The sequence below is a fragment of the Chryseobacterium sp. CY350 genome, assembly GCF_027945075.1.
Lineage (GTDB): Bacteria > Bacteroidota > Bacteroidia > Flavobacteriales > Weeksellaceae > Chryseobacterium.
Map to the genome: position 1 here is coordinate 2529916 of NZ_CP116034.1, position 26133 is coordinate 2556048.

The following is a 26133-nucleotide window of genomic DNA, read 5'->3' on the forward strand; positions in this document are numbered from 1 at the left end:
AAATAATTATACTTACTTCTAGAAAAAGATCGGCTCCGAATAAATTCGGAGCCGATCTTTTTATTTAGAAATTATTATAAAACTATTTCTTTATGATTTTAATAGTCTGTTTAGTACCATCTTTCATATCAAGCTGAAGAATATACATTCCTGCTGATAAATCCTGCAATCTCAAAACAGATTCTGGCTTATTGATTGTTTTAATCAATTTACCTGAAAGATCACTGATAATTATTGTTTTTACTAAATCATATTTATTGATCGTTATAAATTCTGAGAATGGGTTTGGATACACTTTCACCGAATCTTTTTTATCAATTTCTGAAGTAGAAAGGCAGTTGGTATCTACTGTAGCAGTAACCATGGTTCTCGCTGATTCACATGCTGATGCAATCTTCCAGTTGTACAGATAATAGTAGTAACCAGTAGTGGTAGATCCTGTGATCACGCAGACACTCGGAAAAGTGTATGGATAGTTAAAATTTGAAGTTTCGCTTTCTCTCAAGAAGTTTGAAATGGTAGCTGATTTACCAGTCACCACAAGTTTATATCCTGTTCCTGCGGGTACAGCAAAATTTAGCGGAACTGTATTTAGCGCTCCTGCAACACTTACTGTAACGTTTGCGGTAATTGTTTGAAGTGTAGCATTAGAAGCATCTTTCAGCTCAATCGTTATAGTTCCGGATGTGTTGGTGGCGTGCATAGGATAAACATCAACGGTTTCTATGGTCATTGGTCTCAAGGCATCAAAGATTAATCCCAAACTTGCTACACCAGAGTTCCCACTTGTAGAGATCGGAGCAGGCAATCCTATGTATCCTGTGGTAGGAGTCGCAGCAGAAACCCAATAATCTGTAGATGTACTAAGACTTGGAGTATTAAATGTATTTCCGGTTGCTAATGATGTACCTCCCGAAGATGCACTATACCAATTCATTACTGCGCTTCCTGCAGTTGCTGATAATGTTGCAGGCTGATTCGGGCAAACAGTTGCGCCAGTAGTGGAAGTGATCACCGGAGCCTGGCAATTTGTATAAAAAGTAACAATCTGAGTACTCCAACTGCTGAAATCTGTAGCTGAACATCTTGATCTTATCCATACATAATAACTCGAAGCTGGACTAAGTGAGCCAACAAGCTGAGAAGTTGAGGATACACCCGTCAATGTAGGAGTAGTAGACGAAGTGGGAGCAACATTATTAGTGCTTACATAAATATCATAACCATTTGCAGGAGTACTTACAGAGGCATTCCATTGTAGATTAACTGAATTTGACGTGATATTACTTGTCACAATATTGGCAGGTGCAATACATGAAGGTTTTGCTTCCCAGTACACATCGTCGTAATAGTGTCCGGCTGTGGATGTTCCGCTATTTCTGATTGCCAATCTTGCATTTGCAGGAACCGATGATGGTACAATTACACTGTATTCTGCATCCTGAGCCGTGTAAGATGTATTTAAAATATTTAAAGTTTGAATATTAACGAAGGTAGAAGCATCTGCTATATTCGTAACATAACCAACATCCAAAGATCCTGGAGCAACGGTAGTTCTAGCTTTAAATCTTAACCAATGCGTTCCGGCGTTTATATTACTGAATTCCGGAAGAACTACAACCGTAGCATTCGCTGCACTGGATGTCACCTGATAAAGATTTCTTGTTCCTGATGCAGGAGTTGCCGAACTGATCGTCTGAGCAGTGTTGCTTCCTCCAACTATTCTTGCCCAACAATCCGGAACTATATTTCCTGTTGCGTAGCTGTCAAAATTTTCAAACATAGAAGTTGCAGGCCCGCACAATGTTTTAAAAGTGTAAGGACCTTTCCATAAACTGTTACCGTTGGTTCCACCACAAGCTGCTCTTACATAAAACTCATAGTTAGTATTGGGTATAAGTGTGGTAGGGTTTAATGTATTGGTTGTTGAGTTGGCAAATGTCGTAGGAACTCCCGCTCCGGCTGCCTGAATAGAATAGTCCCAAGAAGTTTCTGATCCGCCCGCAACCCAACTGATATTTACGCTGTTTTGAGTAACTGCAGAAGTCACAATATTTGTTGGCGCTGGACAAGGAACAGGATAATCAAAACCAATATATGGCCTTCTGGAATTTGTTGAAGCCAGTGATGTTGGTAATGTTCCTGTGGTATTGTTACTGTATTTAGTTTCCAGACCAGAACTTGAGCCGCTTACACAAGGGCTTGTGTATTCGTAAGACCATGAGACAGCGTTACTTGCCGTAGGGTTTTTATATTCAACAAAAAGAGCTAAATTTTGAGTTCCGGAGTAAGCAAAAGTAGTGGACAAAGGAATTTGCTTCCATCCGCCGGTAGTACCAACAAAAGGCGCAGGATTACCGTCAAACACCAACGTCGCTCCGGTAGATGCAGTTGCCCAATCCAATGCTCCTGATCCCCAATCTAAATTGGAAACCTCTTTCAGATAAACCTTAAGATTTGGAGTACCCAAAATTCCTCCAGCATTGCCAGCTCCTGTATGAAAATAAATACTGGTCAGCGTTTGCGAAGCAATTCCTGTAAGCTGCGACGACGGATAAATAGAGGTAAGTCTGTTGGTAGCATTTGCCGTGGCTGTGGTGTACATCGGCCCATAAGTATTACTTTGCGTAGAACCCGGCATACCAGAACATACATTGATGGTCCAGATCTGAGATTTCACAGAAATATTTCCCGCAGAAAGCAATGCGACACCCAATGCCAGATTTTTCACACACGAAGTGATTTTTTTCGGGAGAGAAATTAGATTGTAAAAATGTTTCATATAAGTTTGAATTAGTTTCAAACAAATATAAAAAAATTTTCATTAAAATTAAATAAAACTTAAATAATCAATATTATAATCAAAATAATGACTATAATAATAAACACTTATCATCATTTCTAGATATTGATTCAATATTAAGCAATAATGAAATACATACAAGGCTTAGTCTTCACATGCTCTCCAAATGGCATCATTTTGTGGAACTTGTGCCGTTATTGTGATATTTTCTTTAGTAACCGGGTGAATAAATTCCAGCTTTCTCGCATGAAGGTTTATTCCGCCATCAGGATTAGAACGCGACGCTCCGTATTTCAAATCACCCTTAATAGGAACTCCAATTTTTGACAACTGAGCGCGAATTTGATGATGCCTTCCTGTTTCAAGATCTATTTCCAAAAGAAAATAATTATCTAAAGTTTTGATGATGTTATAGGTGAGAATAGATTCTTTGGCACCATCGGTAACTTTAGTAAAAACAATCGCCTTATTATTTTTCTCGTTCTTTTTTAAATAATGAACAAGCCTTTGACTTTGAGAAATCATTTCTTTCGCAACAACTGCCCAATATGTTTTTTTGATTTCTCTGTTTTTCACCATCTGCGTCAGGCGGGAAAGTGCTTTAGACGTCTTCGCATAAATCACCAAACCGGAAGTCGGCCGATCAATACGGTGAACCAAACCAAGAAAAACATTTCCCGGTTTGTTATCTCTTACTTTAATGAAATTTTTAATTGAATCTAAAAGCGGCTCGTCACCAGTTTTATCTCCCTGAACCAATTGGCCAACTTTCTTATTGATCACCAAAAGATGGTTATCTTCATACAGAATCTGCTCCTTCATACTTACTGACGCGTCGCTGATCTATTTGTAAAGGAAATAATTACACCGCCCAGCAGACCAATTGTCTTGATGAATGACAAATTTGAATCAATAGGTAAAAACGCTCCTGCAATACACAATGCAGCGGCCGCATACATGGGATATTTAAATTTTTCGTTCGCCAGGAAAGGCGCCTGCAAAATAAAACTCAACCCTATCAGAAGATAAAACAGTTTTCTTGAAAGGATATCATTAATTTCGGGTGAAAATAAATGAAACCACCCCACTACTAAACATAAAATTGCTAGAACAGAGATCACTCCCTGAGCCATTTGTAAATTATCTCTCATTAGTAACTTTCATTTTGGTTAGGGAAATCAGCACTTTTCACATCCTTTACGTATTGTGCTACTGCTCCCGTTATCTCTGTATAAAGATCGAGGTATCTTCTTAAAAATTTCGGCGAAAAACCTTTATTCATTCCTACCATATCATGATAAACAAGAACCTGACCGTCGCAATCTGGCCCTGCGCCTATTCCGATTGTCGGGATATTGATACTTTCTGAAACTTTTTTGGCCAAATCTGCCGGAATTTTCTCCAAAACAACCCCAAAACAGCCCAATTCTTCCAAAAGCTGAGCATCACTGATCAGTTTATCTGCTTCTGCCTCATCTTTAGCTCTTACTTTATACGTCCCAAACTGATAAATAGATTGAGGCGTCAATCCTAAATGTCCCATCACCGGAATTCCGGCATTGATGATTTTTTTGATGGATTTTGAAATTTCCTTTCCTCCTTCGATCTTTACAGCATGAGCTCCACCCTCTTTCATCATTCTCACAGCAGATTGCAATGCTATATCAGAATTACTTTGATAAGTTCCGAAAGGCAGATCAGCGATCACTAAAGCTCTGTCTATTCCTCTCACCACACTTTGGGTATGATAAATCATCTGGTCTAGTGTGATCGGCAAAGTAGTTTCGAAACCCGCCATTACATTCGCAGCAGAATCTCCGATCAGGACAGCATCAATTCCGCCTGCATCCACCATTTTTGCGGTCGTAAAATCATACGCCGTAAGCATGGTTATTTTCTCCTTATCGAATTTCATTTTCCGTAAAGTTTCCGTAGTAACTCTTTTTATTTCAGAATGAACAGACATAATATGTTTATTATTTAAAAGTTAAAAAGTCGGCTTGCGCCGACTTGTGTTGTATATGATTTATAAAACTACGTGACCGAGTTTCATGAGTTTATCGTGATTCAGAATCTTAATGTTTCGACCATCCACTTCGATGAGGCTGTCACCTTTAAATTCAGAAATTAATCTGATGGCACTTTCTGTCGCTGTACCTATAATATTGGCGATTTCCTCCCTTGTTAACGATATTTTGATGAAACCTTCAGGATCAGTACCCAATTTTTGTTCCAGCAGAATAAGGATCTCAGCCAATCTTTCTCTCACAGTTTTCTGAGCCAGGAAAGTGATCGTATTGGAAGATTCTCCTAATTCATAAGAGATTTTCTGAAGCATGATAAATGATAACTGAGGATCAACTTCAAGAAGATCCATAAAAATATCTGCCGGAAGAAAAGTGCATTCTATATCAGTCATTGCCTCAGCTTTTGCCTGAAAATTTTCACCACAAAGTAAAGCACGATAACCGATGATATCGCCCTCTTTGATGAATCTTAGAATTTGATCTTTACCAAAAGAGCCGGATTTCGACAATTTTGCCGCACCCTTTTCTATAACGTAAACTCCTTTAGGAATTTCACCATCATCGAAAATGATATCATGTTTCTGAAAACTCATTTTCTTTTTGGCATTCATGTACCTTTCAAAATCAGTATTGGAAAGCCTCTCTTTGAAGGATTTATCATTAAAAACCCTTGCAAATCTTTCTTCAATAGCAATCTGTTGTTCCTGCGACATTTTAATATGACATTTATCACAAAAATAGAACATTTTAACTCGATAAACAAAAAAAATTGTTATAATTTTGTCAGTCAATAATTTATGAAGGTGAGCGAGAACTGTTTTCATTGCGGACAAGACATAGAAAAAGAGAGAATTTCTTTTGATGAAAAAATTTTCTGTTGCAACGGTTGCAAATCTGTCTATGAGATTCTGAATATCAACAATCTCAGTAATTTTTACGAATTAAATAAAAGAGCCGGAATACGACCAAGCGACGAAAACTCTTCTCAGTTTGATTATCTTGATACTCCGGAAATTTTTGAAAAAATTACAGATTTTTCAGAAGGCAACACAAGTCTAGTTACTTTTAAAATTCCGGTAATTCACTGCTCATCCTGCATCTGGCTTTTAGAAAGCCTTCATACTTTACACAAAGATATTAAGTATTCTCAGGTCAATTTTACGAGAAAGACCTTACAGATATCATTCAACCATAACGATTTAAAATTAAGCGAATTAGCTAAATTTTTAACAAACTTAGGTTACAAACCCGCCATCAGTTTAGAAACCGCTGAAAAAAACGAAGATCATTTAGATAAATCTTTACTTATCAAACTGGCAATTGCCGGTTTTGCTTTCGGTAACGGAATGTTCCTTGCCTTCCCGGAATATATCGGTGGTGAAGATTACTGGATGGATCAATATAAAGGCCTTTTCAGATTTCTTATGTTTTTACTGGCAATTCCGGTTGTTTTTTATTCTGCCTCAGATTACTATAAATCAGCATGGTACGGATTAAAAAACAAAATCGTGAATATTGATGTGCCGATTGTTTTGGGAATATTTGTGCTTTTTGGACGAAGCGTTTATGAAGTAGCAACAGACTACGGACCAGGATATTTCGATACTTTATGTGGTCTATTATTCTTTATGCTTTTAGGCAAAATGTTCCAGAAAAGAACGTACAGTTCGTTGTCTTACGACAGAGATTACAAATCTTTTTATCCGATTGCCGTTACGAAAGTTGATTTTGGAGGAAAACAGGAAAATATTTTACTTTCTGAAATTAAAATCGGAGACCGAATTCTGGTAAGAAATCAGGAAATTATTCCTGTAGATGCAGTTTTAATTAATGGTGAAGGAAATATCGACAACAGTTTTATTACCGGAGAAAGCGAAAGCATCAGCAAGCAACCTGGAGACAAAATTTTTGCAGGAGGAAAACAGATCGGTTCATCCCTTGAACTCGAAGTAATAAAAAATGTAGATCAAAGTTATCTTACCCAACTTTGGAATAAAGAAGCGTTTAAAAAACATGAAACCGGATTAGACACGTTAATCAATAATATCAGTAAATACTTCACATTCATTATTTTAGGAATTGCTTTGATCTCTGGAATTTACTGGTCGTTCATTGATTTAGAAAAAATGTTTCAGGTGATTTCTGCAATTTTGATCATTGCATGTCCGTGTGCACTGGCACTTTCGTCTCCGTTTACTTTCGGTCATATTATGAGGATTTTAGGCAGGAATAAATTTTATGTAAAAGATACGTTGACGATTGAAAAAATTTCAAAAATCAACGCAATCGTTTTCGACAAGACCGGAACGATTACCCAAAGAAAAAAAACAAACATCAAATTTGAAGGCTCAGAAATACCCGAATTTGATTTAATAAATATCAAAACTTTACTTAAAAATTCGAATCATCCTCTTTCAAAATCATTGTATGAATTTTTAGAAATCGATGATGAATATTTTCCAGTAGAAAACTTCGTGGAAATTTCAGGAAAGGGTTATGAAGCAACCGTAAGAGGAAATATCTACAAAATCGGATCTGCAAAATATAATGATCAGCAGTCTAAAAATCTTGAAACTGCAGTTTACATCAGCAAGAACAATGAATTTTTGGGAAAATTTATTTTTAAAAATGAATACCGCGAGAACTTAAAAAATCTTTTTGCCAAACTAAATTTCTACAAAATATTTATTTTAAGCGGAGACAATTCTTCAGAGGAAAATCAGCTGAAAACGATTATTCCAAATGTGAGCTCGATGGCATTCAACCAAAGCCCTGAAGACAAACTGAATTACATTCAAAACTTACAAAACGACGGCATGAAAGTAGCCATGCTCGGTGACGGACTGAACGATGCAGGAGCTTTGAAGCAAAGTAATGTCGGGATTGCGATTTCTGATGACACCAACAGCTTTACGCCATCTTCAGACGTTATTATGAACGGCGAGAAAGTGTCGCAACTTGACCATTATCTGAACGTCTGTAAAGGATCAATAACGATTGTAAAATTAACATTCGTAATCAGTTTTCTTTACAATATCGTTGGATTAAGTTTTGCTGTTACCGGACATATGTCTCCATTATTTGCAGCGATCTTAATGCCGCTGAGTTCAATCACGGTGATCTCATTTACCACACTTTCGACCTGGCTCCTTGGTCGGAAATATTTTAAAAAAGCCGCTTAAACACCCTTATTTAGACTGGTTTTAAATTAGCAAGAACGGCTATTTCGTGATTAATGTCATTATTTTTCACTAATTTTGAACCCCGAAAATAGGTTAATTTTGTTGTCTAATGGATATTCTATATTTAATGATCTTATGCAGTGCTTCTTTAGCTGCAGTTTTCCTGATCGTTTTTATAGTAAATGCGAGAAAAGGGCAGTTTGAAGATGATGAATCTCCTGCTGTTCGGATACTTTTTGAAGACGAGGTAAAACCCGAGAAAAAGGAAATTTCTGGCAACAAAAACGATAAAGAGGAAAAAGGAGAAAATAATAAAATTGAAGAAAAAAGTGAATAGTTAATATGGAGACACAAAAGTTTAGTTATGACAACAGTATTGTTCGGGCATTCCTATATGCGACCATAGTTTTTGGAATTATAGGATTTTTGTTCGGTCTTACTGCGGCATTAATGCTTTTCTACCCTGAACTACCTGAATTTTTATTCGGGACGGATGATACGACGATCAAAAGTCTGTCATCTGGAGATATTCAAGGTTTGATCAACACCCATGGCGCGTTCGGATTCGGAAGAATCAGGATGTTGCATACCAATACGGTAATTTGGGCATTTGTATGTAATATCGTTTATACCGGTATTTATTACTCATTACAAAGATTATTAAAATCAAGAATGTACAGCGATACATTATCTTGGTTACATTTCTGGACTTGGCAGTTTATGATCATTGCTACGTTTATCACATTCTTTATGGGAATCAATACTTCCAAAGAATATGCTGAACACGAGTGGCCAATCGATATCTTAATTGCGTTCTCCTGGATTATATTTGGTGCAAACATGTTCCTTACGATCGCAAAAAGAAGAGTAAGACACTTGTATGTGGCAATTTGGTTCTACATCGGTACCTGGATTGCGGTGGCAATGCTGCACATCTTCAACAATCTTGAAGTTCCTTTATCATTTACAGGATTTAAATCTTATTCAGTTTATGCAGGGGTAAAAGATGCTATCGTTCAATGGTGGTATGGTCACAATGCGGTTGCATTCGTCCTTACAACTCCAGTTTTAGGTTTGATGTATTACTTCTTACCAAAAGCGGCTGACAGACCTGTATTTTCTTACAAGCTATCAATTATTCACTTCTGGTCATTAATTTTCGTTTATATCTGGGCAGGACCTCACCACCTTCAGTACACAGCTCTTCCGGCTTGGGTACAGGCGGTTTCTACAGGTTTCTCTATCATGCTTATCGCACCATCTTGGGGCGGTATGCTAAACGGACTTCTTACATTAAGAGGTGCTTGGGATAAAGTAAGAGAAAACCCGATATTAAAATTCTTCGTAGTTGCAGTTACCTGTTATGGTATGGCAACTTTTGAAGGACCACTTTTGGCCACAAAGAACATCAACAAAATCGGTCACTTTACTGACTGGGTTATTGGTCACGTACATTTAGGTGCATTAGGATGGAATGGTTTCATGGCATTCGGTGTGATCTACTATTTGGTACCGATCATGTGGAGAACAAAAATTTGGTCTGTAAAATTAGCTAACTGGCATTTCTGGTTAGGTACTTTAGGAATTATTTTCTACGCAGTGCCAATGTATATTGCAGGATTCACTCAAGGTTTGATGTGGAAACAATTCAACCCGGATGGAACATTATTATGGAAAAACTGGTTGGATACCGTAACTGCAATTATTCCTTACTATAAATTGAGATTCGTAGGAGGTTTCCTATATCTTTCCGGAGGTTTATTGATGGTAGTAAACGTATTTGCTACGGTTAGAAAAGGTTCATTCCAAAAAGAAGTTCCTGCAGAAGCTCCGGCTTTGGCAATTATCAGCAAAAAGAGAAAAGAAGGAGAAGGTACTCACCTTTGGTTAGAAAGAATGCCGGTATTATTAGGTATTTTATCTTTCATCACGATATCAATTGGTAGTTTAATTGAAATTGTTCCTACACTTTCGCTAGATAAAAGTGTACCGACAATCTCAGCAGTAAAACCTTATTCTCCTTTAGAACTTGAAGGTAGAGATATCTACATCCGTGAAGGGTGTAATGCTTGTCACTCTCAGATGATCAGACCGTTCAGAGACGAAATTGTAAGATTTAACGGTAAAAACGGACAGTATTCTAAGGCAGGAGAATTTATTTATGACAGACCTTTCCTTTGGGGATCTAAAAGAACTGGTCCGGATTTACATAGAGAAGGTGGTAAAAACCCAAGTTCTTGGCATTACAAGCACATGTATAACCCGAGATCTACATCTGCCGGTTCTATCATGCCTCGTTACCCTTGGTTGATTGCTACAAACCTAGACAGATCTAAGATGGTTGATAAGATGACGTTGATGAAAAAGTCTTTTGAAGTACCTTATACTAAAGCTCAGATTGACTCCGCAGATAAGTGGGCAGACAATCAGGCGGCTAAAATTGTAAAAGATATCTTCTCTGAAGCAGCCGATTTAAAAACGGAATATGCAAAGAGACCAGATGTAAAACTTGAAAAGAAAGAAATTGTAGCATTAATTTCTTATCTTCAGAGATTAGGTACAGATATTAAAACGACGGAAATAAAAACTGCGAGTAATAACTAAACATTAACCTGTCATGATTCCTCAGAACTTTAAAGACATCTTATCCAATACCGAAAATGCAGGTTTGTATCAAACTTTGGCTCTGATATTCTTTATGTTGTTCTTTATCGCCCTAGTAATATATGTTTTTAGCAGACCTAAAAAATATTACAGAGAAGAAGAACACGCACCTCTCGAGGATGACGAAGATGATTTTAATTTAAAAGATTAAACTATTTTTTATTCAATCGCTGCCACTGTCATTTAAAAAAATTACTTTAATGGAACAGAGATTGGATGAGATAATAAACAATAAACACCTACTTATGAAACAAAGAACACCGGTTTTTGTAAACATCTTGATAATAACAGGACTGCTGATCGTTTTTTATTATCTGTTTGTACAAAGCTACTCGTTTTTAGCTTCGCCATATTTTTGGGGAACTGTAGTGATCAGTGCTATTTTAGCGTATATTCATAGTGCTATTGGGGATTTGATTGAAAACAACAAATTCAAAAAACTTAGTGCAGAAGAAAAAGCAGCCTATCTCTCTGAAAAGAAAATTCCTTTTTTAAAGAGACAATATGATGCTGCATTCAAGAAGCAATCTGAAACTGAAGAAAAAGACATTCTTATCGATCATGGTTTTGACGGTATTATGGAGCTTGATAATCAACTTCCAAAATGGTGGGTAGGATTATTCTGGTTCGGAACCGTATTCTGTGCAGTTTATATATCAGCATATTCATTCACAGACTTTGCTCATCCACTGACTGAGTATGAAGTAGAATATAAAGAACAAATTGCAAGCATCGCAGCTTACGAAAAAGATCAGCCGCAGGTTACTATTGAATCAGCAGTTTTCGCTGAAGACAATATTGCAGCAGGCGAAGAGGTTTTCAAAACAAACTGTGTATCTTGTCACTCAGAAGGTGGTAAAGGAGGTATCGGACCAAACCTTACAGATAACTTCTGGCACAACCAACCTGAAAAAACATTATTCAAAAACGTATTCCACGTTGTAGAAAATGGAGTTACAGGAACTGCAATGCAGGCTTGGGGTAAAAATGGTGTACTTACAGGGCGAGATATTCAGAATGTAGCTGCTTATGTATATCACATTAATCAGGAACAACCACCGATTACTCCGGCACAAGGCGGCGCACCAGCTTACGGTGACGAAGCGAAGTGGGAAAAACAGTAAAGTAAATAAAACTTAAAATATATGATAAAACATAATTTGTTATTAAATTAAAAAATAGTAACGAATTATGTTTTTTCTTTTTTTATAACAAAACTAAAAATGTCAGATAAAGAAGTAGAAATTCTACGCGGCGGACAAGGGCAGGTTTTAGATCCTGAAACTTATAGAGATTCTATAGGTACAATGGAACAATCCGGTAAAAGAAAATGGGTTTTTCCTAAGAAACCAAAAGGTAAGTATACCAATTACCGAAACATCGTCAGCTATATTTTGTTAGCTATATATTTTATCGTGCCGTTTATCAAAATCAACGGCAATCCTTTCTTTCTATTTAATGTAATCGATAGAGAGTTTTTCATCGTTGGACAACCATTTTATCCACAAGATTTTTTCATTCTGACGTTGGGAGCGATCGCCTCACTGTTATTTATTATTATTTTTACGATTGCATTCGGAAGAATTTTCTGCGGGTGGATTTGCCCTCAGACAATTTTTATGGAATCTATATTTCGTAAAATAGAATATCTAATTGAAGGTGACCGAAACAAGCAGATGAAGCTTGACAGACAAGAATGGAATAGCGAGAAAATCTGGAAGAGAAGTTTGAAATGGTCAATCTACGTTATTATTTCATTGATCATCACTCATTTCATGTTTATGTATATTGTCGGTTATGAGCAGGTGTTGGATATCGTTTCTGACGGACCATTTGCTCATCCTACCAATTTTATTGTAATGATTCTTTTCACTGCGGCATTCTATTTTGTTTTTACATGGTTTAGAGAGCAGGTTTGTACATTAGTTTGTCCTTACGGAAGATTACAAGGAGTCTTGATTGATAAGGAAACAATTAATGTCTTCTACGATTTCAACAGAGGTGAAAACCGTTCAAAATGGAGAAAAGGTGAAGATCGGAAAGCTGCCGGAAAAGGCGACTGTATCGATTGCTACCAGTGCGTTGTGGTGTGCCCAACGGGAATTGACATCAGAGACGGTCAACAGTTGGAGTGCATTAATTGCACAGCTTGTATCGATGCGTGTGATGAAGTAATGGAAAAAGTTGGATTACCGAAGGGCTTGGTACGCTACGCGTCAGAAAAAGAAATAGAAACCGGAGCACCTTATAAGTTCACCGGAAGAATGAAAGGTTTTGCAATAGTTTTGGTTTTTCTAATGGGCTTTTTAGGCTTTTTATTATCAAGCCGAGGTGAGATGGAAGCTAAATTTATCAAGCCCGCAGGAAGTACATTTTTTGTAAGAGACGGTAAAATCACCAATACCTACAACTATACTTTTCTTAACAAAACCAACGATAAAAAAATCGTTACCATTAAAGTCATTGAGCCAGCGAAAGGCGAAATCAGCTCTAGTGGATCAAGCAAAATTACAGTGAATCGTGATAAAATCACAAAAGGTACCATCAATATCAGCTTCCCGGAAAATGCAATGAAATTGTCTAAACAAAATATAAAAATTGGAGTTTATGACACTAAAGGAGAGCTTATAGATTCTTACGAAACTTATTTCGAAGGACCATTTAAATTACAATTTTAATTTTTTAAAAAATGAAAAACTTCACTTGGGGACACGGCGTATTTATCGCTCTAGGATCATTTATTATATTTATTTTGTCAATGCTATTTCTGTTTCCAAACGGACAAAAAAACTCTGAAATGGTAACAGATAAGTACTACGAAGAAGAACTGGAATATCAAACCGTAATTGATGCAAAAAGAAGAGCAGATACTTTGCAAGACAAGCCCGTCTATTCTCAGAATGCAGACGGTATAAAAATGACCTTTCCAAAAGATATTAACAACGCAAATTCTAAGATAAAATTTGTACTCAACAGATCAGATGATCAGAATTTAGACATCAAAAGATCTGAACAACTCGACGCCAATCAATCTTTTACGATTCCTGCAAAAGTTTTGACAAAAGGAAATTACACGTTACGATTGATGTGGACTACCAACAAAACAGACTACCGACTGGATTATGATGTGATATGGAAATAGCACTTGTAATATCGGCAATCGCTTTAGGTTTTGCTTCCGGTTTTCACTGTATCGGAATGTGCGGCCCTATTGCATTGTCAATGGGATTGACAAAAAAGCAGGCAACCAATTTCTACCTTCAAAATTTAACCTATCAATTCGGCAGAATTTTCACTTACGCTTTATTAGGTGGAATTCTAGGAATTATCGGTGAAGGTTTTGAAATGGCAGGTTTTCAACAGTATTTGACCATTGCAGTTGGTGTTTTATTAATTGTAATGGCTATATTCTCATTTGGAGGAAGAGATTTTGCTTCAAAAATTCCATTTTTTTCTAAATTTTTGTTTAAAGTCAAATCAAACTTAGGCAAACTATTACAAAAAGCAGATTACCGCTCAAGATTTACCACCGGAATCCTCAACGGATTTCTTCCCTGCGGAATGGTTTACATGGCTCTAACCGCAAGTTTAGCATCAGGCGGAATTTGGCAAGGAGCTTCTTACATGGCTTTATTCGGATTGGGCACACTTCCTTTCATGTTTACAGTAGTTCTCGTCGGAAATCTTATGAATCAGGCTTTCAGGCTTAAAATTTTAAAAGCCGTTCCTGTGATTATGATTATCCTTGGCGGATTATTTATCGTAAGAGGTTTAGAATTGGGAATTCCATACATTTCTCCAAGAGCTGAAGCGATGACCATTTCTAAAGATAATAATGGTGAATGTCATTTGCCTGGAGATCATAGCACGCATCCGCATAATGCGAATTGTCATTAAAATTTAATAAATCAAATTATAAATCATGAATTGCGATTATAGTTTGGACAATCGCTTTTCTGTTACCAGTGTCCTTCTATCTGTTTCAGAATCCACACACAAAGGGAATTAGTCTTGTTGATTAAAAATCTGTTTAATCATTATATAATTGGAATTATTATTTTGCTCACATTCAAAAAGTTGGCAAATATTATCAACAGATAACAATGAAACAAAAAACCACCGAAGTGTTCGGTGGTTTTATTATATAAATTTAGAATTTTAATTAATTAACTCAAACTTCGCGTATTCAGCGATTTTCTTTGGAAGTTTAATTCCTTCTTCAGTCTGATTGTTCTCCAGCAAAGCGGCCATAATTCTCGGTAAAGCCATCGCAGAACCGTTTAAAGTATGAACCAATTGAGTTTTTCCGTCAGATTTGTAACGACACTTCAATCTGTTTGCCTGGAAGGTTTCAAAATTTGAAACTGAACTTACTTCAAGCCATTTTTCCTGAGCAGCGCTCCAAACTTCAAAATCATACGTCATTGCAGATGCAAAACCTGTGTCTCCACCACAAAGTCTCAAAACTCTGTATGGCAATTCAAGATCAGTCAGAATTTCTTTGATGTGTTCTACCATTTCTTCCAAAACTGCATAAGAATTTTCAGGCTTCTCCAATCTTACAATTTCTACTTTTTCAAACTGGTGAAGACGATTTAACCCTCTTACATGAGCACCGTAACTTCCCGCTTCTCTTCTGTAGCATTGAGAAAAAGCTGTGTTTTTAATCGGAAGATCTTTTTCATCCAACAAAACATCACGATAAAGATTAGTCACAGGAACTTCCGCTGTCGGAATTAAATACAATTCATCTGCATTAATATAATACATCTGCCCTTCTTTGTCCGGCAACTGACCCGTTCCATATCCTGAAGCTTCATTTACAACGTGGGGCGGATTCACCTCAAGGTAACCGGCATCAACATTTTTATCTAAAAAATACTGAACCAAAGCCCGCTGCAATCTTGCTCCTTTCCCAAAATAAACCGGGAAACCTGCTCCAGCGATTTTTACACCTAATTCAAAATCAATTAAGTTATATTTTTTTGCTAATTCCCAATGTGGAATTGCACCTTCGCCCAAACCTTCAACGTCATGAGACTGATAAATAATTTCGTTATCGTCCGCAGAAATTCCGGCTTTTACCAATTCGTACGGCACGTTTGGAATTTGATATAAAATATCCAATAATTTCTTCTCAATCACCTCCAACTGTGACTTCAATTCGGTGCTCGACTCTTTGAACTGTGCTGTTTTAGATTTTGATGCTTCAGCTTCTTCTCTTTTTCCTTCTTTCATTAAAATACCAATTTCTTTGGAGATTTTGTTGATTTCGGAAAGTTGAGAATCTAATTCAAACTGAATTTTTTTTCTTTCCTCGTCAGTAACGATCGCCTCGTTTACCAACTCAGGATTTTTGAATTGTCTCTTTTGAAGACCTTCTAAAACGCGTTCTTTGTTTTCGCGCAAAAAATTGACTTGTAACATAAAGTGTTTTATAGTTTTAGATTCATTATGTAAAGTTTAAAAATCAAAATTTAGACAATTAAACCTCAAAAAGAACTGTTGATGCAAATTTAAAGATTATTTTGTGATTTTCACGACATTGCGGCTTTCAGAATCTTTATTGATCGGTAATTCTGATTTATTATACAGAACTCTCGAAACCTCAAAAACTGAAGGTGTCCAATGGTAAAAAATCTGTAAAGTATCATTATCAACTTCAGCGAATGTAGTGTCTGTAAGTTTTTTAGTAAGCGCAACTCTAATCTGAGAACGATACATTCTGTTATCACCATCTCCGCCGCTTTCCAGCTGTCTGGTCGCTCCAGCGATATATTCAATGTAACTCACAGAGTCAGAAATTGATTTAAGCGAATTTGAAACCGGAGCATTATCTGTTGTCGCCAGCAGATCGTTCATCGCCACGCTTGTAAATGATCCTATCTTATTTGGAATCAGAAGATTTTTACCATTTGCATCCTGAATATAAAAACTCATGATCTGATCAATTTTCTGAATAGAATCTTCATCGCTCCTACATCCCATAAGCGCAAAACATCCGAATAAAATTCCAAAAAGCAGATTTTTCATAGTACAAAGGTAAAATATAAAATGAAACTGATTTTACTGATTTTCAAAATATTTCTGATACCAAAGTTCAAAAGTAACCAATTGCCAGATTTTAACATAATCATACGCATCACTTTGGTTTTTCCACCAATCATCAATAATTTCGTTATTAAAAAAATTCCTTTTTTTAAGACGCTCTAAGTTCTGAATGATAAAATCCTGAATCTTTTTTTCGTTTTTAATAAAATACGCCAGCGGAAAAGAAAATCCTCGCTTTGGCATATTTAAAACTTCAGAAGGCAAGTAACTCGCAGCAACTTTTCTTAACAAAGGTTTATTTTGAATTCCATTAAATCTAAAATTTTCGGGTAAAGACGACACATAGTCGATAAGATCATTGCTTAAATACGGATATCTAAACTCAACGCCATATTTCATTGCACTGAGATCATCACGGAAAACATGATGAGAAGAGAGAGAATACTTCATATCATATTCGAACAGTCCGTTGTAATTCTTTTTTTCTGACATGTGATATTCTTTTAAATCTGAATTGATCTCACTATAAATTTCTTTCCTGAAAACTTTTTTTGCCTGCAGAGGCTTCATTCCGACTTGGCTTTGCCTGAAAAAATCGAACACAAAATCCTGCGAAAAATAGTTTTTTACCTTTGATGAAAATTGGTCTTTTGTCCATATGAAATTTCTTAAAAAATTAAAATTCTTCATCAAAATCCATTTATTTAGTTTTAAGCTGTGAGAATATCCTGCGAACAATTCATCGGCACCGTTTCCGCTGAGAACGACTTTAAAACCTAAATCTTTAGCATATTCTGCAGCATTCATTAGAACTTCCAGACTGCTGTATGGCTCCTCAAAATGCTGAATATTTTCTTTCAGCTGATTTAAAATTTCGTCATCTGAAACTTTTTTAATGTGATGCGAAATATCGATTGTTTCAGCAACCAAAGACGCATTTTTCAATTCATCTTCAGAAAACGGATAAGCTATTGTGAATGCGTTGATGTCATTTTTGTATGGTTTTGATTTGCTTGTAATCAAAGTAGAATCTATTCCTCCACTCATCATGCTTGCAACGGGAACGTCTGCATAGAGTTGATTTTTAACACTTTCCGAAAGCAATTCGTCAATTTTCGCCACTGCTTCATTTTCAGAAATATCATCTTTTTGATCAGGAAAATTCCAGTAAAATTCTTTTTTGGTTGTAAAATCACTTAAATCGAGCGTCATAAAAGACGCAGGTTCTAATGAAAAAATATCTTTGAAACATGTTTCCGGAGCCAAAGTGGTCTGAAAAAGAAAATTAGTATAAACACCTTGCCAATTGATTTCAGGCTTTAAATTTGCATTTTTGAGAAGAGACTTTATTTCGGAAGCCCAAAGAATTATATCTTGGTTCTTATAGTAAAAAAGAGGCTTTAAACCAATTCTGTCCCGAGCCAAAATTATTATTTTTTTATCTAAATCTGCCAGAGCAATGGCAAACATCCCATCAAATCTGGCAAACATTTCATTTCCCCATTCTTGATATGATTTTAAAATAACTTCGGTATCTGAACTGCTTTTAAATTGATAACCTAAATTTTCAAGTTCTTTTCTGATTTTTTTAAAATTGTAAATTTCCCCGTTGAAAGTAATCGTAATTTTTTCGTCATCTGAAAGCATCGGCTGATGACCGTTTTCGGATAAATCTAAAATAGAAAGCCTGCGAAAACCCAGAGCTAATTTGGATTTTTCATCTTTTAAAACTGGAAATATTTCTTTAATTTTCTGAGTGGAATCGTCTCCCGAAAAAGATTTCCCCGGAAAACTGTCAGAAAGCCAAAAACCCTCATCATCCGGGCCACGGTGTTTGATGGCCTTATTCATTTCTAAAATATTCTTAGAAGAAATTTCTTTCTTAAATGAATAATAACCGCAGATTCCGCACATATATCTGATTTTTAAAATGTAAAAATATAAAATGTTTTAAGGAAATTACCTTTTGACTTTTCGGAACTCACTTATTATTTTTAAATCTCTCCAAAAAAAACATAATCTCATTTTTCGAAAACATAAAATCTTTAAAACTGAAATCATTTGTTCGGTAAAATTTCCAGAACAGTATTGCTGCGGAAGCGCAGTAGGAAGTTGTTGTAACTATACAGACTCCTACAATTCCCCATTTCGGAATCACAAGAAAAGAAAGCAAAACCGTGATGATTAATCCTACAATAGATTTAATATTCAGAATTCTGAGTTCTCTTATTCCTGAAAAAAAATATCCTATCATGTCACTGACTGCAATTGCAAAAATTCCTGGTGAAAGAAGCAGCATTATTAGTTTGGTTTCGCCAAACTCACTTCCGAAAATCATCTTGTAAAACTGAGCGGGAATAATGATAATTCCACAAATGAATACAAACATTAATAAAACCGAAAGTCTAAGGGAAGATTTTGTTTTTTCGACCGATTCCTGTAGATTTTTGCTGTTGACGACTTCAGAATAAAGCACCACCGCAATACTTCGAGTGATCGTCCAGATTGCTTCAGAAAACGTAATTCCGATAGAAAATATTCCTACCGCTGTAATTCCTTGAAAATATTCTAAAAAATAAAAAGAAAGTCTGTAATTCAAAAACTGAATAAATGCGCTCAACTGGGTCTTCCAACCATATTCAAACATGCTGCGAAATTCAGATGCGGAAAATTTAAACTCAGAAAATCTGCTTTTTTTTGTGATTTGATAAAAACTAATTAAAGATAAAACAGCCAGACAAAATATCTGAGCCAAAAAGTATACAGAAACATCTTTTATATCCACAAAATAGATTAAAACTGCAAGAAAAACCACATGCAATAGCTGCTGCAGCACGGTGTACAAGTTAAAAAGTTTAATATTCTGCGTACCTACAAAAAGGCTGACATTGGTCGCAAGTAAAGATGATAAAATAGAAATTGCTATCAAATAAAACAAAAAATGATGGTCAATCGATGTAAAACTGAAAATTAACGGAATGGTAAACCCCGTTACGATAGACCAGAGATACGAATATGAAAGAATCTGTTCTATTTCAAATTTACTCGCAAAATAGGACGCGCTGCTTCCCGAGAAAATACTGCTGAAGAAACTCACGATGGCAACATTTGCGATCACTATTGAGATCGTTCCTTTTCCCTCGCTGCCCCACATGTTGGTAGAAAAAATTACTAAGCCAAAGCTCAGAAGGAGAATCAGAAAACGGGAAAGAAATGTCTGAACAACTTTTAGCTGCTTCATTCTGTGTTTTTAGGGAGCGATTTAGAGATAAATTTAACAAAAGTATCTCGTATAACATTCCAGTTATATTTTTCCTGAAAAGATTTTACTGCATTATCTGAATGAAGATTATAAAGTTTAGGCTCTTTAATATATTTTTCTATATAATCAGCGATTGCTTCAGCATCTTCCGGATCGACGAGAAAGCCGAAATCAAAAGGTGAAATATGTTGTCTGATACCTTTTAAATTTGAGTAAATGACCGGTTTTCCGGCTCCCAGATAATAAAATAATTTAATCGGCAGCGAGTGGTGATTTTCAAAATTAAAGGCTCTCAGGTCGAAACAAATATCTGCGTCAGAGAATGATTCTGAGAATTTTTCGTAAGCAGCAGGTTTTCTTATTTCAATACTTTTAAAAGAATATCTGGAAAGTAATTCTGAAAAATAGATTTCATCTTCCGCTTTTCTTGCAGATCCTACAATCAATATTTTTACTTGCAGATTCGGATTACGCTTTTTCAGAATGTCAACGGCTCGAAAAAAACGTCCTATTCCTTTATCTTCTGAAATGGCTCCCGTATAACACAGTGTAATATTTTCAGATCTAAAGCTTTTTTTGCTTTGTAAAACATATTTTTCATCAGGATAATACGGAATCGTCACTGATTTCTTAAAAGGAAAAAAATAATATAGAGGAAATTTCTTAGTTTCTTCCCCGAATATAAAATGATTACTCAAAAAACCTGCATACAACTGAATCAGAAAAAATTTAACTCCCTGTACGAGCTTTTTTACAGGATTAAAATCCCGAAGCATTGACATCGCGGGATACCATTCTGTAATGTCATAAATGATGGTCACCTTCTTCTTTTTGCGAAATTTAGAGGCCGCAAACACGGGAATTGGTTCTGAACAAATGATACAATCTGGTTGATAAGACTCGCAAACTCCGAGCAACTTATTGATTTTATATGCAGAAGACTTTTCTAAAGCAACTATGGATTCTATTTGAATACTATTGATCTCGCCTATAAAATCTGATGACAGACTGCATATTTTCACTTCATAATTCATTTTTACAAGCGCTGTTGCCTGATGAAAAAAGATGCGGTCATCATTGTAATGGTGTGCAGTAGTTAAAAACAGAATTTTTGACATCTCAAAAGTATCTTGACAAAAAAATCCTCGTAAGTTTCAGCAATAAGGAAACATAGAGGAAATGATAATATTTTTAATCTGAAATTATTTGATCCCGGCCGCCCAACTTCTGTTAAAAGGCAAAAGGAAATTTCCTAAGAATTCAAGATAAGTATTTTTTGAAAAGTCGAAAACATCAATATCTTTTGATAATTCCCCACTTCTTATTTTATTTTTAAAATCTATAAGTTTAAGGGTTTTTACTTCACCGTTTTCAAGAAAACTCGCCTTCATTCTGTCAAATAATTCCAATTGATATTCTTCGTCAATTTCCCGCATAATTTTCCCCAATGCATCGATGCTGCATCCTGAAGCCATTTCTTTCTCTTCATCCACACAAATAATGATAAATTGATTTTTTTCAATTTTAAATGAAGAAGAAAGCGGTTTACCATGAGCTGCCCATCCTGCAAGAAAGTCATACAGTTTCTCAGTAATTACCTTTGCTTCTTTTGTTGTGAAAGATCTTGACGCAGGATAAATAATCACTCTGTAATCTTCGGCTTCAACTATATTTGATTCTTCGATTTTCATTTTAATTTATTTGAATACAAAATTACTAATTTCTGTTGAGTTTAAACCCATTATACCTTTCGCTCAGTGAATACATTAATACCACAAAAAGCAAAATAATAAAGCCAAAAAAGAATCTTACACTCGCCGAGTCCGGGAATATTAAAAATTTTATAAAAATATTTGCAAAAAGAAAAACCGAAATCATTCTCACCCATAAATTTCTCGAAAAATAAAATATCATCCCAAGAATAGCTGTTGATGCGAGACTAACTTTTTTAAAATTGATCAGTTTATTAAAAAGAATATTTAAATAATCATTAAAAGAAAAATTCGGCAATTGTGCTGAAATGAGTGGTCTTCTTTGAATAAAAGTGTCGTAAAACAGATCTTTCCAGCCTGGATATTCGTAGTAATTTACAATGCATAAATAAATTCCTGCTAATAATACACCCTGAAAAATACTACTTAGATCTATGTTTTTATTTAATTTAATGAATTTAAACAAAATCTGCATGAAGAGATAAGTCAGTGCAAAAATAATATAATCGGGTCGAATCAATACGGTAATAAGTAAAATGGAAAAAATTATCCAATGATTCAATTTTTTGATGATCGCCAAAATGAAAAGTAGCAAAAAAACAAAACCCAGCATATCCGGACTTGGGCTTTTTGACATGAATCTCGCAGTTGGCAATAAAAGAATTCCTAATGTTAATAACGGAGCTAAAATGTAATTTTCAGGAAAAATTACTTTAAATATGCAAAATAGCACGAAACCAGAGAAAAAATAAGAAAAAATACTAACCAATAACACAGAATGTGGCCCAGATACACCTAAGTTATAAAATATAGAAACAACAAAATTATAACCTACCTTTATCTTATAATAAGGAATCTGCTCTTCTAAACCTTGTGCATTTTTTTCAAAAAACTGAATTGCTTTATTGGGAATAACAAGTCCCGATATATCTTTGTATTGCTGAGCAGAAGCCTCCTTTTTTATAGAATGATAAGTTAGAAGATGTACTTTCTCTGAAGAATTCGGGTAATCTAAAGAATATAAACACGCTAGATAGCCCGGCAAATCCCAGTCGTAAATTCTATTTTTATAGCTGTTAATCGTAAGAAAAGCCAATGCTGAAAGCATCACTAAAAAAGAAATTCCCCACTTTGCTTTCATCACAGATACTATAAAGACGAAGTTCTATTCTTCTACAAATCTTCTGCCTCAGCTAAAAGCTCAACAATATCTTTGACCTCTACCTCAGTATTTTTGTTGAAGTGCTTTACGCCATCAGTCAGCATTGTATTACAAAACGGGCAGCCTGTAGCGATAATTTTTGGTTCAAAAGACAATGCTTCTTCAGTTCTTTCGATATTCACATCTTTATCACCTTTTTCAGGTTCTTTAAACATTTGTGCTCCTCCTGCTCCGCAACATAAACCGTTGGCTTTGCAGCGTTTCATTTCGACAAGTTCAGCATCTAGTTTTTCCAAAAGCATTCTTGGTGCTTCATATTCACCATTTGCTCTTCCAAGATAACAAGGATCGTGGAATGTTATTTTTTTTCCTTTAAAAGCTCCACCTTCAATTTTCAGCCTTCCATCTTCCATCAATTGCTTCAAGAACTGAGTATGATGAATTACTTCATAGTTGCCTCCTAAACTTGGATACTCATTTTTTAAGGTATTGAAACAATGTGGACAAGCCGTAACAATTTTCTTAACCTCGTAAGCGTTGAGAACTTCAATGTTCGTCATTGCCATCATCTGGAAAACAAACTCATTACCTGCACGTTTTGCGGGATCACCTGTACAGCTTTCTTCCTGACCGAGAACAGCGAAATCAACTCCGATTTTGTTCAGAATTTTGCAGAATGCTTTGGTGATTTTTTTTGCTCTGTCGTCAAAACTTCCGGCACAGCCAACCCAAAATAAAACTTCAGGTGATTTTCCTTCGGCAGCGTAATCTGCCATTGTTTTTATAGTGAAATCCATGATTTATTAATGATAAGTATTGATTGATAATTGATTTAATTTTCAAATTACCACATTTGCAAATTTTTATAACAACAATGAACAATATTAAATTAATTGTTACTTAGCCATAATTACAAATTAACAAATAAATTAGTCTTTTGCCCAATTCAAACGATCGGCCTGGTTGTATTGCCATGGTGCAGCATTATTTTCCACATTTGTCATCATCAAATTCAACTCTTGTGGAGCCGCAGACTGTTCCATTACCAGGAATCTTCTCATTTCAAAAATGATAGATAAAGGATCAAGCAAAACCGGACAAGCCTCTGTACAGGCATTACAAGTTGTACAAGCCCAAAGTTCCTCTTTCGTAATATAATCGTTCAGTAATTTCTTACCGTCGTCTTCAAATTTTCCATTCTTGTCGATGTTTCTTCCAACTTCTTCCAAACGATCTCTGGTTTTCATCAAAATCAATCTCGGAGATAGTTTTTTACCTGTAATGTTTGCAGGACAAACTGAAGTACAACGACCACATTCTGTGCAAGAATAAGCATTCAGAAGCTGAACCTGATTCAAATCAAAAACATCTTCTGCGCCAAATTTTGACGGAGCTTCTGTAACAGCACCTTCTGCCGGAGCAGCATACGGATCTGCATTAGGATCCATCATTAATTTGATTTCAGCTGTAACGGAATCTAAATTATTGAATTTTCCATACAAATTTAAGTTCGCATACCAAGTGCTTGGAAACGCTAAAATAATATGTAAATGTTTAGAATAATAAAGGTAATTCATGAAGAAAAGGATTCCAACAAAATGTAACCACCATGCAGCTCTTTCGACAAAAACTAAGAAACCACTATCAAAATTGAATATATCAAAAAATGGAACTAATGTCATTTGACTAATAGGAAAACTTCCATGCTCAGCCAGAACACCTCTCTGTTGCAAAATCAAATCTGATGAATTCATAGTGAAGAAGAAGACCATCAAAGCGAACTCAATAATTAAAATCCAGTTGGCATCGTTTTTTGGCCATCCAAAAAGCTCCTTCATCGTCAATCTTTTAACTCCGTAAAAATTTCTTCTGATGAAAAACAAAACCACACCGATGATCACAAGAATTGCTAAAACTTCAAGAGTCGCTGTAAATATATTGTAAAATGTGTGTCCGAAAATGGTCGCAAGAAAACGGTGAGTTCCAAAAATTCCGTCGACAATAATTTCGATTAGTTCGATATTAATGATCACGAAACCTACATACACAAAAAGGTGAAGAATACCTGCTACAGGTCTTTTCACCATTCTGCTTTGTCCCATTGCTACACGAGCCATTGTTTCCCAACGTTCAGCTTTTCTGTCGCTACGGTTGATTTCTTTTCCTAATCTGATATTTCTATAAATCTTAAGAAGGCTTTTTCCGAATAACCCAAAACCCGCAACTAAAAGAATCAGAAAAATAATATTGTCAAGATATTGCATAAGGATAATTAGTCTTTACTGTTCTTACCAAATACCGAAAAATTAACATATTTCTTAGGATTGGCCTTCAAATCTTCAATCAAAGAATTCAGATTAGTAGATGCCGCATTCAGATTGTTGTATAATTGGTCATCTTTCATGATTTTACCAAGACTTCCTTCGCCTCTGTCAATTCCTGAAACAACTTTATTAAGTTGGCCAACTGTATTATCTAAGTTAGCAATTGTAGCATTCAACTTTTGCGTATCAATACTTTCTGCTAAATTACCATATTTGTCTAACGTGACTTTACCGCTCTTCATTGTAAGACTCGCCTCATCAAGAACTCTTTGAAGTTTCGGATCGTTATTCCCAACCAATGTATTTACACTTCCCGCCGTTGTTTCTAAAGCACCAACGGTTTTATTAAGGTTATGAAGCAAAATCTTGATCTCTTCTCTGTTTTGTTCGTTCATCACCTGATTAGCATTTGCCATCAAAGAATCTACTCTGTGTAAAACAGTTTGTAGCTGATCCTTTACCGGACCAACCTGAGAAGAAAGACTATTCATCATTCCTAATTTGAAAGCACCTTTTAAAGTATCGCCATCTTTTGCAGTAGGACCGCCGTAAAATAAATTGACTCTCATCTCTTTACCTCCCATTAAACTTGGCTCAAAAATTTCAAGGTTTGAATTTCTAGAAAATTCAAAATTATCATCAACAGTAATTTTAACGATAAAATGAATTTTACCGTCTTTTGATGTCTGTGGTGTGATTTTGTCTACCTGACCGACCTTTAACCCATTAATTGAGACCGGTGATGACTGCGTAAGACCTTCAACGTTATCATATTTTGCATAAAATATATTATCGGTAGTAAAAAGGCTTCTGCCTTTCATGAATTGGAACAAAACGACAAAGCCGACAACAGCTAAGATCGCTATTAAACCAGCTTTTAATTCTTTACTGAACTTCACTTTTTATATTTTTTCTAATTTAGCAAATATAGTACATTTAAATTAAT

At 35.5% G+C, this 26133-nt stretch carries 23 protein-coding genes; 8 read left to right on the top strand and 15 right to left on the bottom strand.

Features of this window, described 5'->3' with window-relative positions; all coding sequences use genetic code 11:
- Positions 1 to 82: 82 nt before the first annotated feature.
- The 5 genes from PGH12_RS11675 to PGH12_RS11695 all read right to left on the bottom strand — a co-directional run bounded on the left by PGH12_RS11675 (position 83) and on the right by PGH12_RS11695 (position 5543).
- On the bottom strand, positions 83 to 2782 hold the full coding sequence (locus PGH12_RS11675) for a fibronectin type III domain-containing protein (RefSeq protein WP_267596750.1): 2700 nt from the start codon (positions 2780 to 2782) through the stop codon (positions 83 to 85).
- A gap of 165 nt (positions 2783 to 2947) precedes the next feature.
- Positions 2948 to 3625 (bottom strand): RluA family pseudouridine synthase, encoded by a 678-nt coding sequence (locus PGH12_RS11680; RefSeq protein WP_267596749.1) that lies wholly within the window; start codon positions 3623 to 3625, stop codon positions 2948 to 2950.
- Between the two features lie 2 nt (positions 3626 to 3627).
- Positions 3628 to 3954: a hypothetical protein gene (locus tag PGH12_RS11685; RefSeq protein WP_267596748.1), complete on the bottom strand. Its 327-nt coding sequence runs from the start codon at positions 3952 to 3954 to the stop codon at positions 3628 to 3630.
- Positions 3954 to 4769, bottom strand: coding sequence for a 3-methyl-2-oxobutanoate hydroxymethyltransferase (gene panB / locus PGH12_RS11690; RefSeq protein ID WP_267596747.1), 816 nt, complete (start codon positions 4767 to 4769; stop codon positions 3954 to 3956). The genes PGH12_RS11685 and panB overlap by 1 nt, the downstream gene beginning before the upstream one ends.
- A 60-nt stretch (positions 4770 to 4829) precedes the next feature.
- Positions 4830 to 5543 carry a Crp/Fnr family transcriptional regulator gene (locus PGH12_RS11695; RefSeq protein ID WP_267596746.1) on the bottom strand — a complete coding sequence of 238 codons (714 nt, stop codon included), beginning with the start codon at positions 5541 to 5543 and terminating at the stop codon, positions 4830 to 4832.
- A gap of 90 nt (positions 5544 to 5633) precedes the next feature.
- Between PGH12_RS11695 and PGH12_RS11700 the strand changes: the two genes are divergently transcribed.
- The 8 genes from PGH12_RS11700 to PGH12_RS11735 all read left to right on the top strand — a co-directional run bounded on the left by PGH12_RS11700 (position 5634) and on the right by PGH12_RS11735 (position 14573).
- Complete coding sequence (locus PGH12_RS11700; RefSeq protein ID WP_267596745.1) at positions 5634 to 8012, top strand: heavy metal translocating P-type ATPase; 2379 nt, start codon at positions 5634 to 5636, stop codon at positions 8010 to 8012.
- Positions 8013 to 8121: 109 nt separating this feature from the next.
- Positions 8122 to 8349, top strand: a complete 228-nt coding sequence (gene ccoS / locus PGH12_RS11705; RefSeq protein ID WP_267596744.1) for a cbb3-type cytochrome oxidase assembly protein CcoS — start codon at positions 8122 to 8124, stop codon at positions 8347 to 8349.
- Positions 8350 to 8354: 5 nt separating this feature from the next.
- A complete protein-coding gene (ccoN, locus tag PGH12_RS11710) occupies positions 8355 to 10616 on the top strand; it encodes a cytochrome-c oxidase, cbb3-type subunit I (RefSeq protein WP_267596743.1) in 2262 nt (753 codons plus the stop codon).
- A 13-nt stretch (positions 10617 to 10629) separates the two neighbouring features.
- Positions 10630 to 10827 (top strand): cbb3-type cytochrome oxidase subunit 3, encoded by a 198-nt coding sequence (locus PGH12_RS11715; protein ID WP_267596742.1) that lies wholly within the window; start codon positions 10630 to 10632, stop codon positions 10825 to 10827.
- 94 nt (positions 10828 to 10921) lie between these two features.
- On the top strand, positions 10922 to 11800 hold the full coding sequence (locus PGH12_RS11720) for a c-type cytochrome (protein ID WP_267596741.1): 879 nt from the start codon (positions 10922 to 10924) through the stop codon (positions 11798 to 11800).
- Positions 11801 to 11899: 99 nt separating this feature from the next.
- Positions 11900 to 13354, top strand: coding sequence for a cytochrome c oxidase accessory protein CcoG (gene ccoG, locus PGH12_RS11725; RefSeq protein WP_267596740.1), 1455 nt, complete (start codon positions 11900 to 11902; stop codon positions 13352 to 13354).
- A gap of 11 nt (positions 13355 to 13365) precedes the next feature.
- The gene (locus PGH12_RS11730; protein WP_267596739.1) at positions 13366 to 13818 is read left to right on the top strand and encodes a FixH family protein; all 453 of its coding nucleotides are present in this window, start codon (positions 13366 to 13368) and stop codon (positions 13816 to 13818) included.
- Complete coding sequence (locus tag PGH12_RS11735) at positions 13809 to 14573, top strand: sulfite exporter TauE/SafE family protein (protein ID WP_267596738.1); 765 nt, start codon at positions 13809 to 13811, stop codon at positions 14571 to 14573. The genes PGH12_RS11730 and PGH12_RS11735 overlap by 10 nt, the downstream gene beginning before the upstream one ends.
- Positions 14574 to 14834: 261 nt before the next feature.
- On the opposite strand, the gene serS is transcribed toward PGH12_RS11735, so the two are convergent.
- The 10 genes from serS to PGH12_RS11785 form a co-directional block, all read right to left on the bottom strand.
- Positions 14835 to 16103 (bottom strand): serine--tRNA ligase, encoded by a 1269-nt coding sequence (serS, locus tag PGH12_RS11740; protein ID WP_267596737.1) that lies wholly within the window; start codon positions 16101 to 16103, stop codon positions 14835 to 14837.
- 96 nt (positions 16104 to 16199) lie between these two features.
- Positions 16200 to 16709, bottom strand: coding sequence for a hypothetical protein (locus PGH12_RS11745; protein ID WP_267596736.1), 510 nt, complete (start codon positions 16707 to 16709; stop codon positions 16200 to 16202).
- Between the two features lie 33 nt (positions 16710 to 16742).
- Complete coding sequence (gene asnB, locus PGH12_RS11750) at positions 16743 to 18641, bottom strand: asparagine synthase (glutamine-hydrolyzing) (RefSeq protein WP_267596735.1); 1899 nt, start codon at positions 18639 to 18641, stop codon at positions 16743 to 16745.
- 67 nt (positions 18642 to 18708) lie between these two features.
- Positions 18709 to 19968 carry an MATE family efflux transporter gene (locus tag PGH12_RS11755; protein WP_267596734.1) on the bottom strand — a complete coding sequence of 420 codons (1260 nt, stop codon included), beginning with the start codon at positions 19966 to 19968 and terminating at the stop codon, positions 18709 to 18711.
- Positions 19965 to 21107 carry a glycosyltransferase gene (locus PGH12_RS11760; RefSeq protein WP_267596733.1) on the bottom strand — a complete coding sequence of 381 codons (1143 nt, stop codon included), beginning with the start codon at positions 21105 to 21107 and terminating at the stop codon, positions 19965 to 19967. The genes PGH12_RS11755 and PGH12_RS11760 overlap by 4 nt, the downstream gene beginning before the upstream one ends.
- 84 nt (positions 21108 to 21191) lie before the next feature.
- The gene (locus PGH12_RS11765; RefSeq protein WP_267596732.1) at positions 21192 to 21680 is read right to left on the bottom strand and encodes a hypothetical protein; all 489 of its coding nucleotides are present in this window, start codon (positions 21678 to 21680) and stop codon (positions 21192 to 21194) included.
- A 25-nt stretch (positions 21681 to 21705) separates the two neighbouring features.
- A complete protein-coding gene (locus tag PGH12_RS11770) occupies positions 21706 to 22842 on the bottom strand; it encodes a hypothetical protein (protein ID WP_267596731.1) in 1137 nt (378 codons plus the stop codon).
- A 32-nt stretch (positions 22843 to 22874) separates the two neighbouring features.
- Entirely contained in the window at positions 22875 to 23660 is a 786-nt protein-coding gene (locus PGH12_RS11775; protein WP_267596730.1) for a (Fe-S)-binding protein, read from the bottom strand.
- Between the two features lie 132 nt (positions 23661 to 23792).
- Positions 23793 to 25127: a 4Fe-4S dicluster domain-containing protein gene (locus PGH12_RS11780; RefSeq protein ID WP_267596729.1), complete on the bottom strand. Its 1335-nt coding sequence runs from the start codon at positions 25125 to 25127 to the stop codon at positions 23793 to 23795.
- An 8-nt stretch (positions 25128 to 25135) separates the two neighbouring features.
- A complete protein-coding gene (locus PGH12_RS11785; RefSeq protein WP_267596728.1) occupies positions 25136 to 26086 on the bottom strand; it encodes an MlaD family protein in 951 nt (316 codons plus the stop codon).
- Between the last annotated feature and the right edge of the window lie 47 nt (positions 26087 to 26133).